This window comes from Paenibacillus sp. FSL R5-0749 (genome assembly GCF_038595085.1).
Lineage (GTDB): Bacteria > Bacillota > Bacilli > Paenibacillales > Paenibacillaceae > Paenibacillus.
Genome location: NZ_CP152005.1, coordinates 5,803,997 through 5,823,090 on the forward strand (window position 1 = coordinate 5,803,997; position 19,094 = coordinate 5,823,090).

The window sequence follows — 19,094 nt, forward strand, 5'->3', positions numbered from 1 at the left end:
CAATATACATTTATACACAGGAGGATACAACACATGAATTCAGTTCAAAAATTGCGTTGGGGCATTCTTGGTAGCGCTAGCATTGCTGTGGAATCCGTCATTCCTGGATTGCAGCAATCCGAGTTGAATGAAGTAACCGCGATTGCCAGTCGAGACGAACATAAAGCCAAACAAACGGCCGAACAACTTGGGATCGACAAGGCTTATGGCAGTTATGAAGCTTTGCTCGCTGACGATTCCATTGATGCCGTATATATCCCACTGCCGAATCATCTGCATCGGGAATGGACGATCCGGGCTGCAGAAGCAGGCAAACATATTTTGTGCGAAAAACCACTGGCTCTGACAGAGCAGGAAGCTCAGGAGATGGTTCAAGCTTGTGCAGATGCAGGTGTGCATCTCGCGGAAGCATTCATGTACCGTCATCATCCACGTTATGAGCAGATCAGGGATATCATCGCCAGCGGTGAGATCGGTGAGATCCGTGGTATTCACAGCACATTTTCATTTAATAACTCCAATGCATCCGGCAATGTCCGCTTTCGGAAAGAGTGGGGCGGAGGTGCACTGTATGATATCGGATGTTATTCCATCAGCGTAGCACGTCTACTACTTGGTCAGGAACCAAACGCAGTTACCGTTATTGGCATGTTCTCCCCACAGCATGATCAGGTCGATATGATGGCTTCCGGATTGCTGGAATTCGATAATCACGTTGGTGTGACGTTTGACAGCAGCATGTGGGCAGCCTTCCGCAACACGCTCGAAGTTCTAGGCTCTGATGGCATCATTGAGGTACCATCGGCCTTTATCGGTCGTCAGGATCGCAGTTCCAACTTCTATGTAACGGCTGGCGGTGAACGCAAAGAGATTGAAGTTCCGCAAGTGAACCACTACTCTCTGCAGGGAGATGATATGGCACGTGCCGTACTTCAAGGCAAGGATCTGCGCTTCGCCCCTTCCGATGCAGTAGCTAATATGAAAGTGCTGGAAGCTTGCCTTCGTTCAGCGGAAGAACGTACACGAATTACACTATAATTGAGAGGATGAACTGACTTATGGAATATATCGAAATTGCTGGTGCAGGTAAACGCGTCTCCAGATTGATTAAAGGAACCGATTATTTCGTGCATAGTGCTTACGATAAAGCAGCTACGAACATGGATGCTTTTCTGTCGATTGGCGGTAACACTGTCGATACAGCGCATATCTATTGTGGTGGACAGAGTGAAGAAGTCCTTGGTCGTTATATGAAGGAACGCGGTAACCGTGACCAGATCGTCATTCTTACCAAAGGCGCACATCATGACCAGAATGGACCACGCGTGAACGCTGATGCCATCCGCAGTGACTTGATGGAAAGTCTGGAGCGTCTTCAGACAGATCATGTAGAGATGTATGCGTTGCACCGGGATGATCCAAACACTCCTGTCAGTGTTATTCTTGAAGCATTAAACGAACATATTGATTCCGGCAAAATCGGCGCAATTGGCGCCTCCAACTGGACCTGGCAACGTCTCGAGGAAGCCAATGCGTACGCTGCGGCAAATGGCTTGAAGGGCTTCACATTCAGCAGTCCGAACCTCAGTCTCGCCAAAGCAAACGAACCTTTCTGGGCAGGCTGTGTGTCGGCAGATGCAGAGACACTAGCATGGCATGAGCAAACCAAGCTGCCATTGCTATCCTGGTCCTCCCAAGCGCGTGGTTTCTTCACGGGAAGATTCACACCTGAAGTTCGCGATAACGAAGATCTGGTGCGTGTATTCTACAGTGATGGCAACTGGGAACGGTTACGCCGGGCTGAACAATTGGCTAATTCGAAGCAAACATCACCCATTCAGATTGCACTCGCTTATGTATTGAATCAGGCGTTCCCAACCTGTGCCCTGATCGGTGCTCAGAATCAGGCGGAACTGCTCTCCTGTGACGAAGGGTCCCGCATCACGCTGACTCCTGCTGAAATCGCATGGCTGGATCTGGGAAGTGATGTACCTGCTGGCATCTAAAGAGAGCTAGACATTCTATCATTTTTAAAATAATGACTCTAAGAGGCTCATTATCCGCGATAGCGCGGATAATCAGCCTTTTCTGTTGTGTAAAAAAAACGATCCAATATTGTAAACCCTATTGCACAATTACTGTATACTGTTCTCTTTCACTCTCTCGGTTGGAGACAAATATAGAAGGACTTACCTCAGAACAGATCTCTGAAGGTAAGTCCCTTATATCATGGATTAAGACATATAGAATGTTAGAAATTGCACTGTCATTCGTATGGATTAAAGTTTAACGATCTGACCTGTTTTCTCGGATTCAAATGCTGCCAGGATCACTTGCAGGGAACGTAAGCCCTCTTCCCCGGAAATCGCTGGAGGTGTTTTCGTTACAATGGACTCTACAAATGCGTCAATTACACCACTCGGCACTTGTTTCTCGTTGGTAGCCATGGCACCAACTTTGTACGTCTCAACTGTACCATTGGTCAGCTCAACGATAACTTCATCGCCTTCCACTGTTCCGATCTTCATAACGCCATTCTCGCACCACAGCACTGTACTGTTATCTCCAGCTCTGTATTGTGTCCAGCTTGCTACAAGTGTTCCGATCGCTCCGCTCTTCATACGAAGCAAACAAGTTGCGTTATCGTCAACTTGAGTACCTTCCTTGTGCAGTGTGCTGATGAAACCAGCCACTTCAGATACTTCATCATTCAGCAAGTAACGGATGAAGTCTGATTTGTGCACGCCCAGGTCACCCATCGCGCCCATGATAGCTTCTTCTTTACGGAAGAACCAGCTATCCGCTCCGTCCACACTCCATCCTTCCGGACCCGGGTGACCAAATGATGTACGGAAATTCAGGACTTTACCAAGTTTGCCGGAGTCGAGAATTTCTTTTGCTTTGACATGAGGAGGCATCAGACGCTGGTTGTGTCCAACCATCAGATACACGCCATTTTTCTTGGCAGCTTCAATCATTTGCTCGCCTTCTTCAGTGGATACTGCCATTGGTTTCTCAACCAATACATGCTTGCCTGCATTGGCAGCAGCAATCGCCATTGGCGCATGCAGATAGTTCGGCGTACACACACTGACTGCATCCACCGTTTCATTAGCAAGCAATTCTTCGTAACTGGAGTAAGCTTTACCTCCGTAAGTTTCGGCCATTTCTTCCGCACGCTCCACGATCGGATCGGCAAAAGCGACAAGTTCTACGTTCTCATTGGCAGCGTACTCCGGAATATGTCTACGCTGGGCAATGGCTCCACAGCCGAATACAGCAACTTTAATTTTACTCATGTATATAAGTCTCCTTTGACAAATAAGATTCAGCATTTTTCATAATTCGATTCAATTCGCTCTTGGATTAAGCATAAATCTTAGATTAAAATTGGTTCAGATAGTTCTGTTTCAGCCAGTTGTAGCTATTGGATACGCTCTCAAGCGGCGGATTCTGACATACGTCTTGTTCCACGATCAGCCATTCCACGCCTGCATTCGTAGCGCCTTCAATAACAGCTGGCAGGTCAACCGAACCTTGTCCCAGTTCCAGCGTTTTCATCTGGCCCTGTTCATCTTTGCTGAAGTCCTTCAGATGCAGCAGCGGCAAGCGACCCGCATATTTATTAATATACTCGATCGGATTTTGTCCCGCAAATTGTACCCAACATACGTCCATTTCCACTTTTACCGCTTCCGGTGATGTTTGAGCGAACATGGCGTCAAAGGCATTGGCATCGCCAACCTGACCATGGAATTCAAAATCATGGTTATGGTATCCGAAGATCAATCCTTGCTTCGCTGCTTCAGCTCCATATTGTTGCAATTCGGCGAACAGCTTGGTCCAGCCTTCTGCATTCTCAGGACGATCCTCTGGCATCAGGTAAGGACAAATGATATATTGTGCACCAATTGTTTTCAGGTAATCGATTTGTTTTTGCAAGTCTTCGCGCATCGCATGTAGTGAAACGTGACTGCTGAAGCCTTTCAGCCCAAGTTCATCTAGTAGCGCTTTCATTTCCTCAGCTGGAATATCACCATATCCGGCAAACTCCACACCTTCATATCCAAGGGCCGCTACCTTACGCAACGTACCACGAAAATCTGCTGCAGTTTCATCACGGAGTGTAAACAATTGCAAACCAATATTAAGTTTTTTCATGTAGGATACACCTCTGTTCTCAAATTTGCTTTCATTGCTCTATCTGGTATCATCCTAACGCAAAACAGGCTAGAATGAACATATACAATATAGTCAGAACATGAACTATCTGGTCAAATTTTATTTCCATCATTTTGCATCTATTTTAATGTACCCATTTGAATGCATGCAGGATGTACATATTGGGGGATTTTATCTTTGGATACGTTAGCGACATCTGTGCTGATCTGTGACTACTCATACCACTATAAAGCGTTCACTCATAATATGAAGGGCGAGCTGCAAACCTATCTGTTCCGTCTGCAGACCGAAGGTTCGTGTAAAGTTTATGTACAGGATGAAGAATTCAGGATGACCAGCGGGGATCTGCTGCTGCTCAAACCTGGCGACGACTATCATCTCGTGGTGGATGAACCACATAAGGAAGGACGCTTGTCCAGCGGAGATTATTATCTGTTCTGCGAGGGCAGTTGGATCGAGAACTGGTGGAAAAGGCAGCAACGTTCTACTGTGAGCCGGATTGGACTTGATGATAAGCTCATCAGCCTGTGGAGAAATATGTTGCTTGAGAAACGTCGCGGACCTCTTGAGGAAAATGCGGAGCTAAAGGATGCGTTACTGCGCGGATTATGTCTATATATTGACCGGGCAATCAAAGAGAATATTCAGACCGATCGGGCAGTTTCCTCTGCGCTGAAGTTAAAACGTTATATTGAGGAGCATGCCACGGTTACGTTCAAGCTTGAGGAAGCGGCACGTTATGCCGGACTCAGCCTGTCCCGTGCAGTCCGTTTATTCAAGGAACATTACAATCAGACCATGATTCAATACGCGATTGAGATCCGTCTGAATGCGGCGCTGGAACGCATGAAATACAGTGAAATGACCCTGGAGCATATTGCCGAATCCTGCGGATTTGCGAGCTACTCCTATTTCCACCGGGTATTCCGGGCACACTTCGGTGTGTCTCCGGCCGAGTATCGGGACAAAGAGCATATCATTGTTCAGGATGAGGCATTACAACAGCGAACGTGACCTTGGAATCATATATGAACGTTTTATATGATATATTATAGTAGAATATACCTAATTAAAAGGAGTTGTTTATTCTTTGAGAATGAAAATTTTAAATTGCTTGCTGATCGCAAGTATGATTAGTTCAATGTTGGCACTGAGTAGTTTCGCCAATTTTAAAAGTCTGCCTGCACCACAATGGACAAGCACGATTCCCGATCGCGGATGGAGCACGGGTCAGTACACATCGCCAACAATTACAACAGATGCAGAAGGAAATCAGCATATCATTGGCTTAAAGGAAAAAGGAAATCAAGGTTTTCTAGAAAATATGGATGGAAAAACAGGTGAAATAAAGTGGTCCATACCACTGAATGGAACTTACAATGTATCCAATGATGGTTATCTATTTATGTTTGAGAATAATCAGATCACCGTAATGAATCTGGCAACAGGTTACACGATTTGGACTAGAGAACTGCCGCCTGAATTTAAAGATTATAACTATTATGGCGAGAAATATCCAAGCAAGAATGGCACGTTATATGCAACTATTGCATCACGCGATGGGAAAAGTAGTACAATCTATCATTATAATTCAGAAGGTCGAAAAACTAAAAAGTACACCCTGCCATACTCGGAAATTCAGATTGATGGAGATTATCTCTTCGCTAAAACTTATAGTGATGATCCCAATACCTACGTAATAAACTTGGATACTGGCAAAAAAATAAGAACTTTCCCGAATGGAAAAAATTTTGTCCCTGTTTCTGTTATGGGAGATGGTACACTTCTCTATCAGAATATCGTCAAAAACACGCTGCACGTCAAAGCTTATAGCCCTAAGGGAACATTGAAATGGAATAAAAAATTTTCGTATGAACATTCCAAAACTGACCTTGTAATTATTCAAAGCAACTTCTTGTTATTTGACAGAAAGAAAAACAAACTCACTCTTTATAATTCCAAAGGTGCTCTATTAGCAAGTAAACCATTTGATTATAAGTATGATTACATAAGAGATTTTATAGAAGTCTTTAAAATTGCCAGCGATCAGAAGAGTTTTATGTACACTGTTAAGAAAGGAAATAATTATGAACACCAACTAATTGATTCTAGTAATTTAAAGATTATATCCCGAATTCCTTTTAATATGAATGATAGAGACCACATGGGAGACAGATACTCCTTCATTTTAAATAACAGAACTCAAATTTACTTATTAGATAACATTGAAAAGAATATTTCCAAGTATAATTTGAAATAATGTTGTCTTTCCCTTAACTTATGATTAGACAGAAACCCGCTCTTTTGAAGAGGCGGGTTTTTATGAATTCAAAGAATCACATTTTATTTTTCATATTTCCCTCATGACGCATCCCAATCTAACCTGTATAGTTAAAACCAAAGGCTTCTTACAGTTTCAAACAATCACACAATTATAATAGATTACCCTAGTACTGGAGCGATACATATGCTAACCCACCCGCGCAAAGTCCTCATCATCGAGGATGAACCGGATATCTCACGTATTTTGCGAGATTATTTGACCAAAAATCAATATGAAGCTGTTGTTGCAGCCACTGGACAAGATGGGCTTCAGATTATGGAGCTTATTCAACCAGATTACATCATTCTGGACATTATGCTTCCGGACATGGACGGGATCGAGGTGTGCCGCGAGATTCGACGGCGCAATAATATCCCCATCCTCATTCTAAGTGCCCGAGGCAGTGATACGGATAAGGTACTTGGTCTTGGATTTGGCGCAGATGACTATATGACTAAGCCCTTCTCGCTGAGTGAACTTTTAGCACGGATTAATGCCCACTTTAGACGTTACGACAGCATGACCTCAGACATGGACAGAACTGATCTACTGCGCCTTGGAAATCTTGTGATCGATAAAAAAGCCTACAAAGTTACATTGAACGGATTGGAAGTGTCTCTGTCTGCCAAGGAATTCGAGTTACTTCATTATCTGGCAAGCCATAAAAATCAGGTATTCTCCAAAGCCCAGTTGCTTGACGCCATCTGGGGATATGCAACCTATGGTGATGAAAACACCGTAACCGTGTACATTCGCAGACTGCGGGAAAAAATCGAGGAAGACCCCTCACATCCAATTGTTCTAAAGACAGTGTGGGGTGTCGGTTACAAATTCATTTATGAATAATCGAGATTGGAGACATCCACATGTCATTAAACACCTGGTTCAGACGCTGGCTGTTAACAACACTTAGCCTTCTGATTATTATAAGTATCCTCGCACTGGCGTTAATACTATTCCAAAACCGAAATTCGGAACAATCCAATCCGTCCATAAATCAGGTTCGGCTCAAGATTAATCCAACTCTGTTCGCTCTGGAGCAAAATCATCAACACCTGGACAAACAAACTACCCGAGAAGACATACGTTCCATTGCCAGAGAAAGCGGGATTCTACTTACCTATGTGAACCTGGATGGAACCGTAGCTCTGTCCTCCGATCCCACCTCTGAAGGAACCCAGGTTAATCTGCGTTCTTCCCTTCATTATGATCTGCCTCATGCCGCGCAGACTGTGGACGATAGTGAATCACTTGATATTGCGTTTCCCGTGATGGACGGTCCCGTGGGAAGTCAGATCGGCAATGCTATCTTTTCCATCCCCCAAGCTATGGTTACTGTTCAGAAACCGATGACTTTTACGGTTATATGGATTAGCGTACTACTACTCCTGTCAATGATCCTGGGCTTATTTTTATTTTGGATGAAAAGAATTCTGGACAAGCTGCTCCTCTCTCCCATTCATCATTTGAAGCTCCATGCGGAATCCATCATCAAAGGGAATTATGATGATCAGATCCAGTACAACAGGACAGACGAAATGGGCGGCCTTTACGCCATGTTGGATTTGATGCGCACAGAAATCAAACATATGAACGAGTTGCGCATCCAGCAGGAACAAGCACAAAAGGAACTCATCACTAATATATCTCATGATATTAAAACACCGATTACCACGATAAAAGCATACATAGAAGCTATTGAGGAAGGGCTGTGTAACGATCAGGAAACGCTGATGGAATATATGAGAGTGATGCGGACACATACGGATAAAACGGCCCGACTTGTGGAAGACCTACTGGTTCATGCACTTCAGGAACTAGGGCAGATCTCTGTGGAACCTCGTGAAATGTACATTGGTCCTGTCCTTGAAGCTATGTTGAAGCCTATTAAACATGTTGTTGTTACGAAAGGTCTGATCTACGACGGACCTCATTCCAACCATATCCCCAATGTGTTGGTCGCAATCGACCCTATCCGAATTGAACAGGTGATCTCCAATCTTGTCGCCAATGCTCTCAAGCATACAGCTCCCGGAGACACGATACGTATAGCCACGGAACTGGAATCCGGGTACTTGAAAGTGACCATCGCCGATTCGGGTCAGGGCATACGTGTGCAGGATATGCCGTTTGTTTTCCAGCGTTATTTCAGAGGACAAGCGAGTCATGCAGACCAACGTGTGCAGGAAGGTACGGGACTGGGACTTTCCATCTGCCAAAGCATTATTGATGCACACGGAGGCCATATTTCCTTCACTAGCAAAGAAGGAGAAGGTACGACCTTCCGATTCTATCTGCCGATCTGCTGAGCCACACTGGCGTGGCTATTTTACCAAATGCCTTTAATTTCAGCTTCAACTTGGAAGTCAGTAATACTTTATTCATAATTTGATAAGGCTTCCTCAATATCCCTCCGCTAGAATGAATCCTATACTGCACTCGGGAGTGATTCGACTTGCCTAAGAAAGCGATTATCCGTGCACAGAATCTGTGCAAGACGTACAACAGCGGAAGTGAGCAACATCATGCCATCCGTAATGTCGATCTCGATATCTATGAAGGGGAATTCACGGTCATCATGGGTAACTCTGGCTCTGGCAAATCAACCCTCTTATATCTGCTTAGCGGACTGGATCAGATTACAGCTGGTGAGGTTTATTTTCGTGACCAGCGGATCGACGCTTATGGTGAACGAGAAATGTCAGACTTCCGCACGCGCCGAATCGGTTATATTTATCAAAGTATAAACTTGATCCCGGACCTTTCCATCAAAGAGAACATTGCTTTACCGGGATATATCGCTGGAAACAAAAAGAAAGACATCCAATCCAGGGCTACTGAGCTGATGAATGTCATGGATATTGATGGACAGCGTAACCGCCTCCCCTCCCAGACGTCTGGAGGACAGCAGCAACGAGCAGCCATTGCACGAGCTTTGATCAATTCGCCGGATATCATCTTTGCGGATGAACCGACCGGAAGTTTGAACCTGGAACACGGCACCGCCGTTCTGGATATCCTTACGGATATTCATCGAAAAGGACAGTCCGTAGTTATGGTTACGCATGATATTAAGGCAGCCTGCCGGGCAGATCGTCTGATCTATATTCAGGACGGCAAGATAGGCGGAATCCTTGAGTTTGACACCTATGACGAACATCAAATTCAGGATCGTGAAGCGATCATCTTCGCTTTGGTTACGGGGAAGGAGTAACCTATGGCAGTCATGTTTAAACTTAGTTTGTCGTATCTGAGTAAAAATAAAATACAAAATACGTTAATTGCGCTGCTCCTGCTACTCTCGACACTTCTTGTATCTACAGCTATTGTCATACTGGCGAATACGGGCAATCAGTTTCAGGAAATGCATACCCGTACCCATGGATCTCATCAGATCCTGACGTTTGAGAAAGGACTGAATGACCCAGAAATTGTGCACGCCTGGTGGGCTTCCCAAGATGGGGTTGAGGTATCCCCATTGCTAACGTATCGCACATTATCAGGCATCGTTTTTAATGAAACGGACATTCCCAACCTGTATCTATATATGTTTAATACGCCTTTACCGCCATGGGATGTGGATGAGCTTATGTTCTCAAGTGGGATGCCTACTACACTTCCCGAGCAAGGCTCCGTCTGGATACCAACGTCCATGGCGAATGCCTACCAAATCTCGGTAGGCGATACCATTGGTTTCAAAACCGGCTCAAGTACACTGAATCTGAAGGTGTCCGGAATTGTAATCGATGTACCATACGGAGCCCCTTTCTCCAATACAGCACGGGTCTGGATGAATCCTACCGACTATCAACATGATTTCGCGACACTCGCAGGCAACGAACATCACATGATCGGCATCCATTTTAACGATTACAGCATGAATTCGGAGTATTGGGAACGATACAATCGTGAGACAGGAACTCCGTTTCTGGAATCCAAAATGGAGTTCGAAGCGATCTCCTCTTTCTATCTGATTATTAACCAGGTTATTGGCTTCATTATGATCTTCATGGGCGTTGTCATGCTCTCCATCGCTTTGATGACTATCGGGTTCACAATTTCGGATGCCATACTGGCCAATTACAGAACGATAGGTATTCTCAAATCACTCGGGCTAACTGCCCGGAGAACGATAGGCACCTATGTTATTCAATATGCGATGCTATCTATCGCAGCCATTATCCCAGGACTTGCACTCAGCGTATGGATCTCCAAGTGGATCATTAATATATCCGCGTCCTCTCTTCGAGTGAACAATCAGAACATTCCAGTCCAAGGGTTGGACGCGGCCATACTGGCTGGTGTGCTTCTATTTGCTTTAGTGATTTTGTTTACTGTGTTATACGCCAAAAAAGCACGCAGCATCCAACCCGTTCAGGCGATTCGTTATGGTATGTCGGAAACAGATCACAGCCGGATGGCCAGTAGAATGAATTCGCCATGGGCACAACACTGGGTCGGGTTCACACGAATGCCTGTGACCGCGGTCCTCGGACTTCGACATGTTTTCAAAAACACCAAAAGTTCTGTTCTTACACTTTTACTGACCACCATGGCTTCCTCTGTACTGGTCTTAGGATATGTGCTGCTGACCAGTATAATCGGAATTGAACAGACAGCAGCTAAATGGGGGTATGACAATGCCAACATCGCAGCAGTAGTGGTAAACAGAAGTACATTCCCGAAGGCTGAGCTGAAGCAAGCGTTAGAAGAGGATTCAAGGATAAGCAATGTAGGCTGGCAAGGGAACATCACTGGTGTAATTAGCCCGGAGTCTTCGGCAACAGTAAAGGGTCAATCCATTAGTCTTAACTTGAGTGTACTAGACGGGAGTTATCAGGAGCTTGGATTCGAAACGTTGAGAGGGAATAACCCACAGCACGTGAACGAAATTGCCATTGGAGTAAGTATCGCCAAAACATCGAACAAAGATATAGGTGATCTCATCGACATCTATATTGAAGGAGAAAAGCGGACATTCCTCATTACAGGCATCTATCAGGCCATCGCCAACATGTCTGTTTCAGGTCGAATCACCATTGATGCCATGAGAAGTGTGAACCCGGGTTATGGTGAATTTGATGCTATCTTCATTAATGTTAATAATATGGCACAAGCGGATAAGGTTGTCGGGGAGTTGAATGAGCAATTTAAGGACTTCGCTTCGGTAATCACCCAGAAGACATTGCTTGATTCGGTTTACGCGGAAGCTGCAAACATCCTGATCTATCCGATGAGCCTGATTGGATTGATGTTTATCCTTGTGACGTTCATCATTATTTTCAGTACCTGCCGGATCAATATCCGCAAAGAGAGCAGAACGTACGGGATATACAAATCGCTAGGAATGACATCCCGTCAAATTCGGTTATCAGTCACCATGGGGATGGTCCTGCTATCCGCTATGGGAGCCATACTAGGCATGTTTCTTGGCGTATATGTACTGCCTCTTCTGCTCGAAATGGTCCTTTCCGGTTATGGTATCGTGCAACTTCCACTGATCCTGCATTGGGGTGGAATGATACTGTTCGCCTGCCTAAGCATCGTTGCAGCAGGTCTTGGCTCATGGTTCTCTTCCCAGATCATTCGGGAAACATCGCCACGTATGCTGGTTATCGAATAATCTAATAAGGATTCTCTAACATTATAAAAAAGCCCTTCCACACCTCTATAGGATGTGAAAGGGCTTCTCATAATGATATGATTTATTTTCGCCACTTCTTCGCAAGCTCGTCAATCTGATGCGGTGTTGTACGGCAGCAGCCGCCAATAATCCGTGCACCCGCAGCAACCCACTGTTCCGAAGCATCACTCATACTGCCACAGGAACCCTGCCCACTCCACGTCTTCGTTGCTGCATCGTATACTTCCCCCGAGTTCGGATACACAATAACAGGTTTATCGCTGGCACGGCTCAAAATACTCACGGCTTCCGTCACCACTTCCATAGGAGCACAGTTCAGGCCAATCGCAGTGATCTGCGGCTCGGAGCCAAACGTCTGTGCACATGTCTTAAGCGGCGTACCTTCGCTGATGCTTGTCCCATCTTTTAATGAAAAGGATAGCCAGGCATAGGCATGAGGAAACTCCTTCAGCAAATCAACCAGCACCTGTGCTTCCTGCAAGGATGGTATGGTCTCAAAAGCCAGAATATCAGCACCCGCTTCAAGCAACGCGGCCATCCGCGGACGATGGAATGCAGCCAGCGTTTCATCTGATACACCGTAGTGACCGATGTACTCCGATCCATCAGCTAGATAAGCGCCGTAGGGTCCAACGGATGCAGCAACCAACGGTCGTGGCCGAGCCAAGAATCCTGTCACCGAGATATCAGAGGTTTGCACTTCTGCCCATACGTCATCTCTCGCCTGTGCAGCCAGTTCCACCGTCTTGCGAATCAGGTCCAACGCTGCTTGCTCGCCGATGCCTCTCTTGCGGAAGCCATCCACTGTCGCCTGATAACTGGATGTAATCGCACAGTCGGCTCCTGCTCGAAAATAATCCGTATGGACCTGAACAATAACATCCGGATTCTCAAGCAACACACGAGCAGACCATAATGGATCATCCAGATCACATCCATGCTGTTCAAGTTCTGTTGCCAGCGCTCCATCCAGAATCATGACCGGATGTTCACGAAGGATCTGTTCTATGGGGTTAGTCGGTTGTGTTTGTGTCATGTACTTGTCCTCTTTTCTTATTCACACGTTCTGTCAAATAATAAGCTGCGTAACATACTGCGATAAATGGAATCCCACAATACAGCGCAATTCGCTGTGTCGGGTCGAAAGCAATACCTATACATGAAGCCAGGCATAATATAAATGAAACAATCGGTACCACCGGATACAGTGGTGTACGGTAGACCAGATCTTTGACCGCATGTCCTTCCCGGATATACTGTCTGCGGAACATGTACTGGGAAGCGCTGATGCTCATCCATACGGCAACGACAGCCAGACCTGATATGGAGACCAGCGTAATATACACCGTACCTGGCGCAATAATGCTGGACAGCAGAGCCAGTGCACCACCCACCATACTGATCAGAAGTGCATTCAGCGGTACCCCGCGCTTGGTCAATTTGGCAAACCACGGAGAGATCGTTCTTTTGTCAGCCAGAGACCAGAGCATCCGTGAAGATGCATAGAGGCCCGAATTGGCAGCAGAGAGAATCGCCGTCAGAATAACAAAGTTCATAATATCTGCAGCGTAGGGTACACCCACCCGCTCCATTACCGCTACAAAAGGACTTTCCAATACACTGGCGTCCGACATGGGCAGCAAGGCCGACAAGATAACAATCGTTCCGATGAAGAAAATAACCAAACGCCACAGTGTGGTATAAATAGCTTTGGGAATCGTCTTTTCTGGATTCTCCGTCTCCCCGGCGGCAATACCGATTAACTCAGTGCCTGAGAATGCAAAGTTAACAGCAAGCATAGTCATCAATATCGCTGTAGCCCCATGAGGGAACCACCCGGATGCGGTAATATTTGATAGAAATGGAGCCGGTTCAGCATCCGCCATGGGAATGAACCCAAACATGGCTGCACCACCGATAATAATGAAGATTACGATGGTAACTACTTTGACAGATGAGAACCAGAACTCGGATTCCGCAAAAAGTTTTACCGTTAAAGCATTGAACAAAAAGATCATCAGTGCAAAAAGTGCGCTCCATATCCATACATTTACCGATGGGAACCAACGCTGCATCAGCAGACCGGCGGCTGTGAATTCAGAGCCAAGCGCAACAGTCCAGGTTAACCAGTACAACCAAGCTACCGTATAGCCTGTTGCTGGTCCAATATATCTTGCCGCATAACTATGAAATGCTCCCGTCTCTGGCATATGAACAGTCAGTTCACCAAGACAGAGCATCACCAGATATACTACGATCGCTCCAATCAAGTAGGAAAGAATAGTTCCCAGTGGTCCCGCCTGCTGAATCGTATAACCCGAGCTCAGGAATAATCCCGTTCCAATGACGCCACCCAGAGAGAGCATGACCACATGCCGTGCCTGCATTTTCCGCTGAAAATGCCCTTTGTCGTTGTTGTTCTCCATACCTGCTGCTCCCTACTTCTTCATCCAGAAAAAACAAAAAAGACCCACTCTTCCTAAAGAGTGCGCCGTTACTGACAAATAAAAACAAACGCTCCTATCTATCAGGCTGTTCACCCGCTGGAATTAGCACAGTATCCTTCAGATCTGCTGCTGAGGTTTCTAAGGGCCAGTCCCTCCACCTCTCTGGATAAGAAAATGATTTTTTATAAATATAGCGATTGTTCATGAGTGTGTCAACATTTAAATAATACGTGGATACTTCGCTATTCTGTGGAAGACCCCGGATTGGTGATGGATATCTTGACATCATACGTAATTGGCACGGTGCTGAAGATTTGGTCCCAATCGTTCTTGACCTTCTTCCATGTTTTTGGATGTTTAATACGCAAGCTATCCCGAAAGTCCGCAACATCGACTTTATAGGTATGCTGAAGTTTGTACAATACCTGACGAATCTGTTGTTCGGCCAGTTCAGCAAAATCCTTTTCCAATTCTCTGAGATATTCACCCTTTTCCTCTTCCTCGGGAGCGCGCCAATCCTCCATCAGCCAGCCTTCGGATTCAGTCTTCACATGGAATGAAATATCATTGCCAACTACCTTCGGCGTAATTTTAACCTTTTTCTTCTTCATTTCGAACAACACGGTGAATCCTTCTTTATTGTGAGTCTTCAAGACGCCTCCCTTTTTTTTGGAATTGAGCCATGACAACCCTTCCAGATCTGTTTGACTAAGTTCTCCGATGAACTTGGTCGTTTTCCCATCAAAGATGCTCCCTCCGGAGAACTTATCTTCTCCATCGGAGTTTAATACATTCTGGAGCAGGAAGCTCGATCCGGATTGCATTTGTGCGTCTAACTTGGACAGCAGAACCGGATCAAGTATTTTATTGGATATATAAGAGTTGTTCGTAATGCCTGTGAGATAGAATGCTGGTATTCGAGACGGATCTTGTGAAGTCAACACATCTAATGCAGAATGATGACTGATCAGCACCAGGCAGTTCGGTCGAATATCATTATCCCGTAGTACAAAATCAAGTAATTGGTCCAAACCATATTTTTTGGCGATATCCTTGGAGACAACGATAACTTTCAGATGATGTCCAATAAGTGGCCGATCCCGCCTTAACGCAAACTGACGGAAGATTTGCAACATGGAATCTCCACTGAGCTGTTCATTGGAATAGGATGTTTTGCCGGAAGAAGGAGAACCGGATTGCTGGCTCGATTGACTGTTGGAGAAGCCCGGAGCGATCTGCACCGTGGCAGTTACATAGTTCTTCTTAGGATATGAGCCTCCTTGAGCAGCAATGTCTCTCTCGAATTCCGTCTCTTTGCCTACATCGATTCCAAGACCAACATAGAGACTTAGATCCTCTATTTCTCGACTGCTCCAGCATCCGGACAGCGTCAACAGAATACAAAAGGCAGAAGCTAAACGTAAGAGCATACGAAATGGCATCATGCATGTTTGCCTCCTTTTTTGCGAATCAGACTTATCAACAGTAACACCATAGGAAGAATGCCAAATAAAAACACAGATGCATTACCCAGCATATCTCCAAGTGCAAAAGTATCATCAACCGTTTTGGGCATCATGGCTGTCACATAAATGAATGGAAGCAGACCATACATAATCCCCTTCATTTTTTTGGAACGGAACAAATCACGAATACCCACCGAAGCACAGTAATGTGTGATCGCGGTAGTCGAAAAAATCTGCATAATCCAGATGACCAGCAATAAGGATTCAAATCGTTCGAATATTAATCCCTGTATCTCGAAGCTTCTCACCAAATCCAGCGTTGGCCAGGTTCGAGTTTTGATTCCATCCAGGGACAGGCTACCTACAACCATGACAACCGTAATCAAATATATAATGGTGGATATAAGTATGCCCCAGCTCATCGCCTTATTGCTTTTCTTCGGATTTTTCATATAAGCAGTCATAATTAGCATCACCTCATACCCCGTATATGATAATAGAGAAGGCTTAAGTCCTTTGAAAACAGGCATAAGACCTTCGCCGAGCACTGGTCTAAGATTTCCAATCTCAAATAGCTGATTACTCAGCAGAATTTCAATGACAAATATAATGATTGTAATCGGTAGAATAATCTCGAACACCCGTATTATGACACCAAGTCCGCCTGAGATCATATATATACCGATCCACATGAAGACCATAACAATCGCCCATGTGGGCGTACGTTCAAGCAGATACATCCCTGTTACTTCAGCCATGACTCTAATTTCGAATGCGGCAATCACCATAAAATACATAATCATGGCAAATCCCAATATGTAAGCAATCCAGCTCCCCGTAATTTCACGGGTGAACTGGAATACCGTTTTCCCCGGAAATCTGCGACACAAGGTAACCAGAACAATGCCGACACCTGCAATAATCAGTCCCGACAGAATAATGGATATCCAGACATCCGGTGTTCCGACGGCCTTACTGGTCGTTCGAGGTAACGTCAGGATCCCGGCACCAAGCATGTAATTCACAATAATTATAACGGCCTGTGTCGTGGTTATCTTTTGTGGAGAGCCATTCACTTTAGTTCACCTCCAGAGCTTCTGTAGATGGAAAATTTGATTACTTTTTACGATCCTCATCGATCGGATTTGTCATTTTGGGACGCATTCTCATCATGTTCAACGGAGCACGAATAACGAAATCCTTCCATTCATTGATGTGATAAGGGACGGCCGGAGCTACGTAAGGTACGCCAAAGCTTGAGAGCCGTGCCAGATGCGTGCACACAAGCAGGAAGAACATAACCACGCCATACAAACCAAGAACTGCGGCACTAAACATTGCGGCAAATCTCAGAATTCGCAGAGTTAGCCCTGCACTATAGACAGGAATGGTAAAGGAAGAGATCGCCGTAACCGCAACGACAATAACCAGGAATTGGCTTATGATTCCTGCTTGTACTGCTGCTTGTCCAATAATCAGACCTCCCACGATACCCATCGCTGGCGCAATCGGTTTAGGCAGCCGTATCCCTGCCTCTCTCAGAATTTCAATGGAAATTTCCATGATCAGTACTTCAATGATCGAAGGAAACGGTACCCCTGTCCGCGTTTCAATAATCGTCAGAACCAGCTTGGTCGGGATAAGACCAGGGTGGAACGAAATAAACGATATATAGAGTGCAGGAGCGAGCAATGCCAGCATCGCAGCTACAAAACGCAGCATACGTAAAAAGGTTCCTGGAATCCAACGTTCATAATAATCTTCGGGAGATTGAAGCAGCATGCTAAAGGTCACGGGTACAACGAGTACAAATGGCGTTCCATCCAACAAAATAGCCACCCTACCTTCCAGCAAAGCACCCATTACCCGGTCAGGCCTCTCCGTATTTAGTACCTGTTGAAAAGGACTCAGGGTACTGTCTTCGATGAGTTGCTCCACATAACCTGATTCCAGCATCGAATCCATATCCATCTCTTCGATTCGCTTACAGACTTCAGTAACGAGATTGGGATCGGCAATATCCTGAATATAGGCTATCGCCAATTCTTTTTTGATCCGTGAACCCACTTCAAACTTTTGAATAAAGAGACTCTGATCACTTCCGTAACGACGTAAAATGCCTGTGTTATCGCTTAATTGCTCTGTAAAACCAATCCGGGGCCCACGAATCAATCCCTCTGACAGAGGCTCATTCACACCTCGACTTTTGATCTTGTGGCCTCCAATTAATAAAGCACCTGGCAACCCATCAACCAACAGTGCATTTTTTCCGAAAAGCACGCCAATTGAGAGCTCTTGGAGAGACGAAGTCTCCTCAACCAGGCTGACAGGAAGTAATTGATCCTTCAGGTATGCCGACAACAGATGTGCATTGTCTGGATGAAGAAACCCCTCCTGCTTAAGTAGGGGAACGCCCTCTAACATTAACGGGGAAATCAAGTGATCATCTACCAAGTCCTGATCTACCAGACCTTCGGTATAGATGACTGCAGCCCGTGTATTCGTTCCCCTAATCGTAAATTCCCGAATATGAACATCTGCATTTTGTCCGAAGCTTTCTTTCACGCTAATCAGATTGGTACTATACTTCTCCGTTAACTTAATATTGGCATAATGGCCTGTCTCGGTTCCTTGACCCTGTCCTTTGGCTGCTGGAGAGATATCCTTCGAGGATATCGAGGGTTTCTTAGAACGAGAGAAGCTTCCGCGCTTAATGGCGGCATTGATCCAGCGCGTAGTCATGGTAATGCCAATTGGAATAATGAAAACCAGGAATGCCTGAATCCATATGGGCCCTTCTGGCACGTAGGATAGAATTGTTGACCACATGTTCCCACCCCAACATTTCTCTGCATGCGAAGCTGCAGGTATTCCCAAGTATTGTGTCCCTGTTTGATCACAATAATTCCCGTTTTTTTGCGGACCATCTAACCTAAAATGCGTCAAAGACAAACCCGTAATCTCATTGTGTGTGTAGTAATCTACCCAAAGACAAAAAACGGTTCCTCTGTGAGGAACCGCTAACAATTAAT

15 protein-coding genes and 1 riboswitch are annotated in these 19,094 nt (G+C 45.3%); of the genes, 8 read left to right on the forward strand and 7 right to left on the reverse strand.

Annotated elements, in window-relative coordinates; all coding sequences use genetic code 11:
* Positions 1-33 precede the first annotated feature (33 nt).
* A complete protein-coding gene (locus tag MKY85_RS25960) occupies positions 34-1,038 on the forward strand; it encodes a Gfo/Idh/MocA family oxidoreductase (RefSeq protein WP_253441067.1) in 1,005 nt (334 codons plus the stop codon).
* 20 nt (positions 1,039-1,058) lie between these two features.
* Positions 1,059-2,006 (forward strand): aldo/keto reductase, encoded by a 948-nt coding sequence (locus tag MKY85_RS25965; protein ID WP_342571110.1) that lies wholly within the window; start codon positions 1,059-1,061, stop codon positions 2,004-2,006.
* Positions 2,007-2,279: 273 nt separating this feature from the next.
* Here MKY85_RS25965 and MKY85_RS25970 read toward each other — a convergent pair whose 3' ends face one another.
* Both MKY85_RS25970 and MKY85_RS25975 read right to left on the reverse strand, forming a co-directional pair.
* Entirely contained in the window at positions 2,280-3,299 is a 1,020-nt protein-coding gene (locus MKY85_RS25970) for a Gfo/Idh/MocA family oxidoreductase (RefSeq protein WP_342571112.1), read from the reverse strand.
* Positions 3,300-3,384: 85 nt separating this feature from the next.
* Positions 3,385-4,161, reverse strand: coding sequence for a sugar phosphate isomerase/epimerase (locus MKY85_RS25975; RefSeq protein WP_210110083.1), 777 nt, complete (start codon positions 4,159-4,161; stop codon positions 3,385-3,387).
* A 198-nt stretch (positions 4,162-4,359) separates the two neighbouring features.
* On the opposite strand from MKY85_RS25975, the gene MKY85_RS25980 reads away from it, so the two are divergent.
* The 6 genes from MKY85_RS25980 to MKY85_RS26005 all read left to right on the forward strand — a co-directional run bounded on the left by MKY85_RS25980 (position 4,360) and on the right by MKY85_RS26005 (position 12,128).
* Positions 4,360-5,196: an AraC family transcriptional regulator gene (locus MKY85_RS25980; protein WP_342571113.1), complete on the forward strand. Its 837-nt coding sequence runs from the start codon at positions 4,360-4,362 to the stop codon at positions 5,194-5,196.
* 76 nt (positions 5,197-5,272) lie between these two features.
* Positions 5,273-6,442 (forward strand): hypothetical protein, encoded by a 1,170-nt coding sequence (locus MKY85_RS25985; protein WP_339237921.1) that lies wholly within the window; start codon positions 5,273-5,275, stop codon positions 6,440-6,442.
* Positions 6,443-6,649: 207 nt separating this feature from the next.
* Positions 6,650-7,351 (forward strand): response regulator transcription factor, encoded by a 702-nt coding sequence (locus tag MKY85_RS25990; protein ID WP_339237923.1) that lies wholly within the window; start codon positions 6,650-6,652, stop codon positions 7,349-7,351.
* Positions 7,352-7,371: 20 nt separating this feature from the next.
* Positions 7,372-8,814 carry a HAMP domain-containing sensor histidine kinase gene (locus MKY85_RS25995; protein WP_339237925.1) on the forward strand — a complete coding sequence of 481 codons (1,443 nt, stop codon included), beginning with the start codon at positions 7,372-7,374 and terminating at the stop codon, positions 8,812-8,814.
* 146 nt (positions 8,815-8,960) lie between these two features.
* On the forward strand, positions 8,961-9,719 hold the full coding sequence (locus MKY85_RS26000; protein ID WP_339237927.1) for an ABC transporter ATP-binding protein: 759 nt from the start codon (positions 8,961-8,963) through the stop codon (positions 9,717-9,719).
* A 3-nt stretch (positions 9,720-9,722) separates the two neighbouring features.
* The gene (locus MKY85_RS26005) at positions 9,723-12,128 is read left to right on the forward strand and encodes an FtsX-like permease family protein (RefSeq protein ID WP_339237929.1); all 2,406 of its coding nucleotides are present in this window, start codon (positions 9,723-9,725) and stop codon (positions 12,126-12,128) included.
* Between the two features lie 82 nt (positions 12,129-12,210).
* On the opposite strand, the gene mmuM is transcribed toward MKY85_RS26005, so the two are convergent.
* The 5 genes from mmuM to MKY85_RS26030 form a co-directional block, all read right to left on the reverse strand.
* Complete coding sequence (gene mmuM, locus MKY85_RS26010; protein WP_342571114.1) at positions 12,211-13,185, reverse strand: homocysteine S-methyltransferase; 975 nt, start codon at positions 13,183-13,185, stop codon at positions 12,211-12,213.
* Complete coding sequence (gene mmuP, locus MKY85_RS26015; protein WP_342571115.1) at positions 13,163-14,575, reverse strand: S-methylmethionine permease; 1,413 nt, start codon at positions 14,573-14,575, stop codon at positions 13,163-13,165. The genes mmuM and mmuP overlap by 23 nt, the downstream gene beginning before the upstream one ends.
* 91 nt (positions 14,576-14,666) lie before the next feature.
* Positions 14,667-14,769: riboswitch (SAM riboswitch) on the reverse strand.
* Positions 14,770-14,838: 69 nt separating this feature from the next.
* Positions 14,839-16,041, reverse strand: a complete 1,203-nt coding sequence (locus MKY85_RS26020) for a Ger(x)C family spore germination protein (RefSeq protein ID WP_342571116.1) — start codon at positions 16,039-16,041, stop codon at positions 14,839-14,841.
* Entirely contained in the window at positions 16,038-17,138 is a 1,101-nt protein-coding gene (locus MKY85_RS26025) for a GerAB/ArcD/ProY family transporter (RefSeq protein ID WP_342571117.1), read from the reverse strand. Before MKY85_RS26025 ends, MKY85_RS26020 begins: the two co-directional genes overlap by 4 nt.
* 40 nt (positions 17,139-17,178) lie before the next feature.
* On the reverse strand, positions 17,179-18,891 hold the full coding sequence (locus MKY85_RS26030) for a spore germination protein (protein ID WP_342571118.1): 1,713 nt from the start codon (positions 18,889-18,891) through the stop codon (positions 17,179-17,181).
* Between the last annotated feature and the right edge of the window lie 203 nt (positions 18,892-19,094).

Bases quoted from the DNA above. Each gene is read 5' to 3' on its own strand.
- MKY85_RS25960 (WP_253441067.1), top strand. From the start codon at position 34: ATGAATTCAGTTCAAAAATTGCGTTGGGGCATTCTTGGTAGCGCTAGC.
- MKY85_RS25965 (WP_342571110.1), top strand. From the start codon at position 1,059: ATGGAATATATCGAAATTGCTGGTGCAGGTAAACGCGTCTCCAGATTG.
- MKY85_RS26030 (WP_342571118.1), bottom strand. From the start codon at position 18,891: ATGTGGTCAACAATTCTATCCTACGTGCCAGAAGGGCCCATATGGATT.
- mmuP (WP_342571115.1), bottom strand. From the start codon at position 14,575: ATGGAGAACAACAACGACAAAGGGCATTTTCAGCGGAAAATGCAGGCA.
- MKY85_RS25995 (WP_339237925.1), top strand. From the start codon at position 7,372: ATGTCATTAAACACCTGGTTCAGACGCTGGCTGTTAACAACACTTAGC.
- MKY85_RS25990 (WP_339237923.1), top strand. From the start codon at position 6,650: ATGCTAACCCACCCGCGCAAAGTCCTCATCATCGAGGATGAACCGGAT.
- MKY85_RS25970 (WP_342571112.1), bottom strand. From the start codon at position 3,299: ATGAGTAAAATTAAAGTTGCTGTATTCGGCTGTGGAGCCATTGCCCAG.
- MKY85_RS26005 (WP_339237929.1), top strand. From the start codon at position 9,723: ATGGCAGTCATGTTTAAACTTAGTTTGTCGTATCTGAGTAAAAATAAA.
- MKY85_RS25975 (WP_210110083.1), bottom strand. From the start codon at position 4,161: ATGAAAAAACTTAATATTGGTTTGCAATTGTTTACACTCCGTGATGAA.
- MKY85_RS26020 (WP_342571116.1), bottom strand. From the start codon at position 16,041: ATGATGCCATTTCGTATGCTCTTACGTTTAGCTTCTGCCTTTTGTATT.
- mmuM (WP_342571114.1), bottom strand. From the start codon at position 13,185: ATGACACAAACACAACCGACTAACCCCATAGAACAGATCCTTCGTGAA.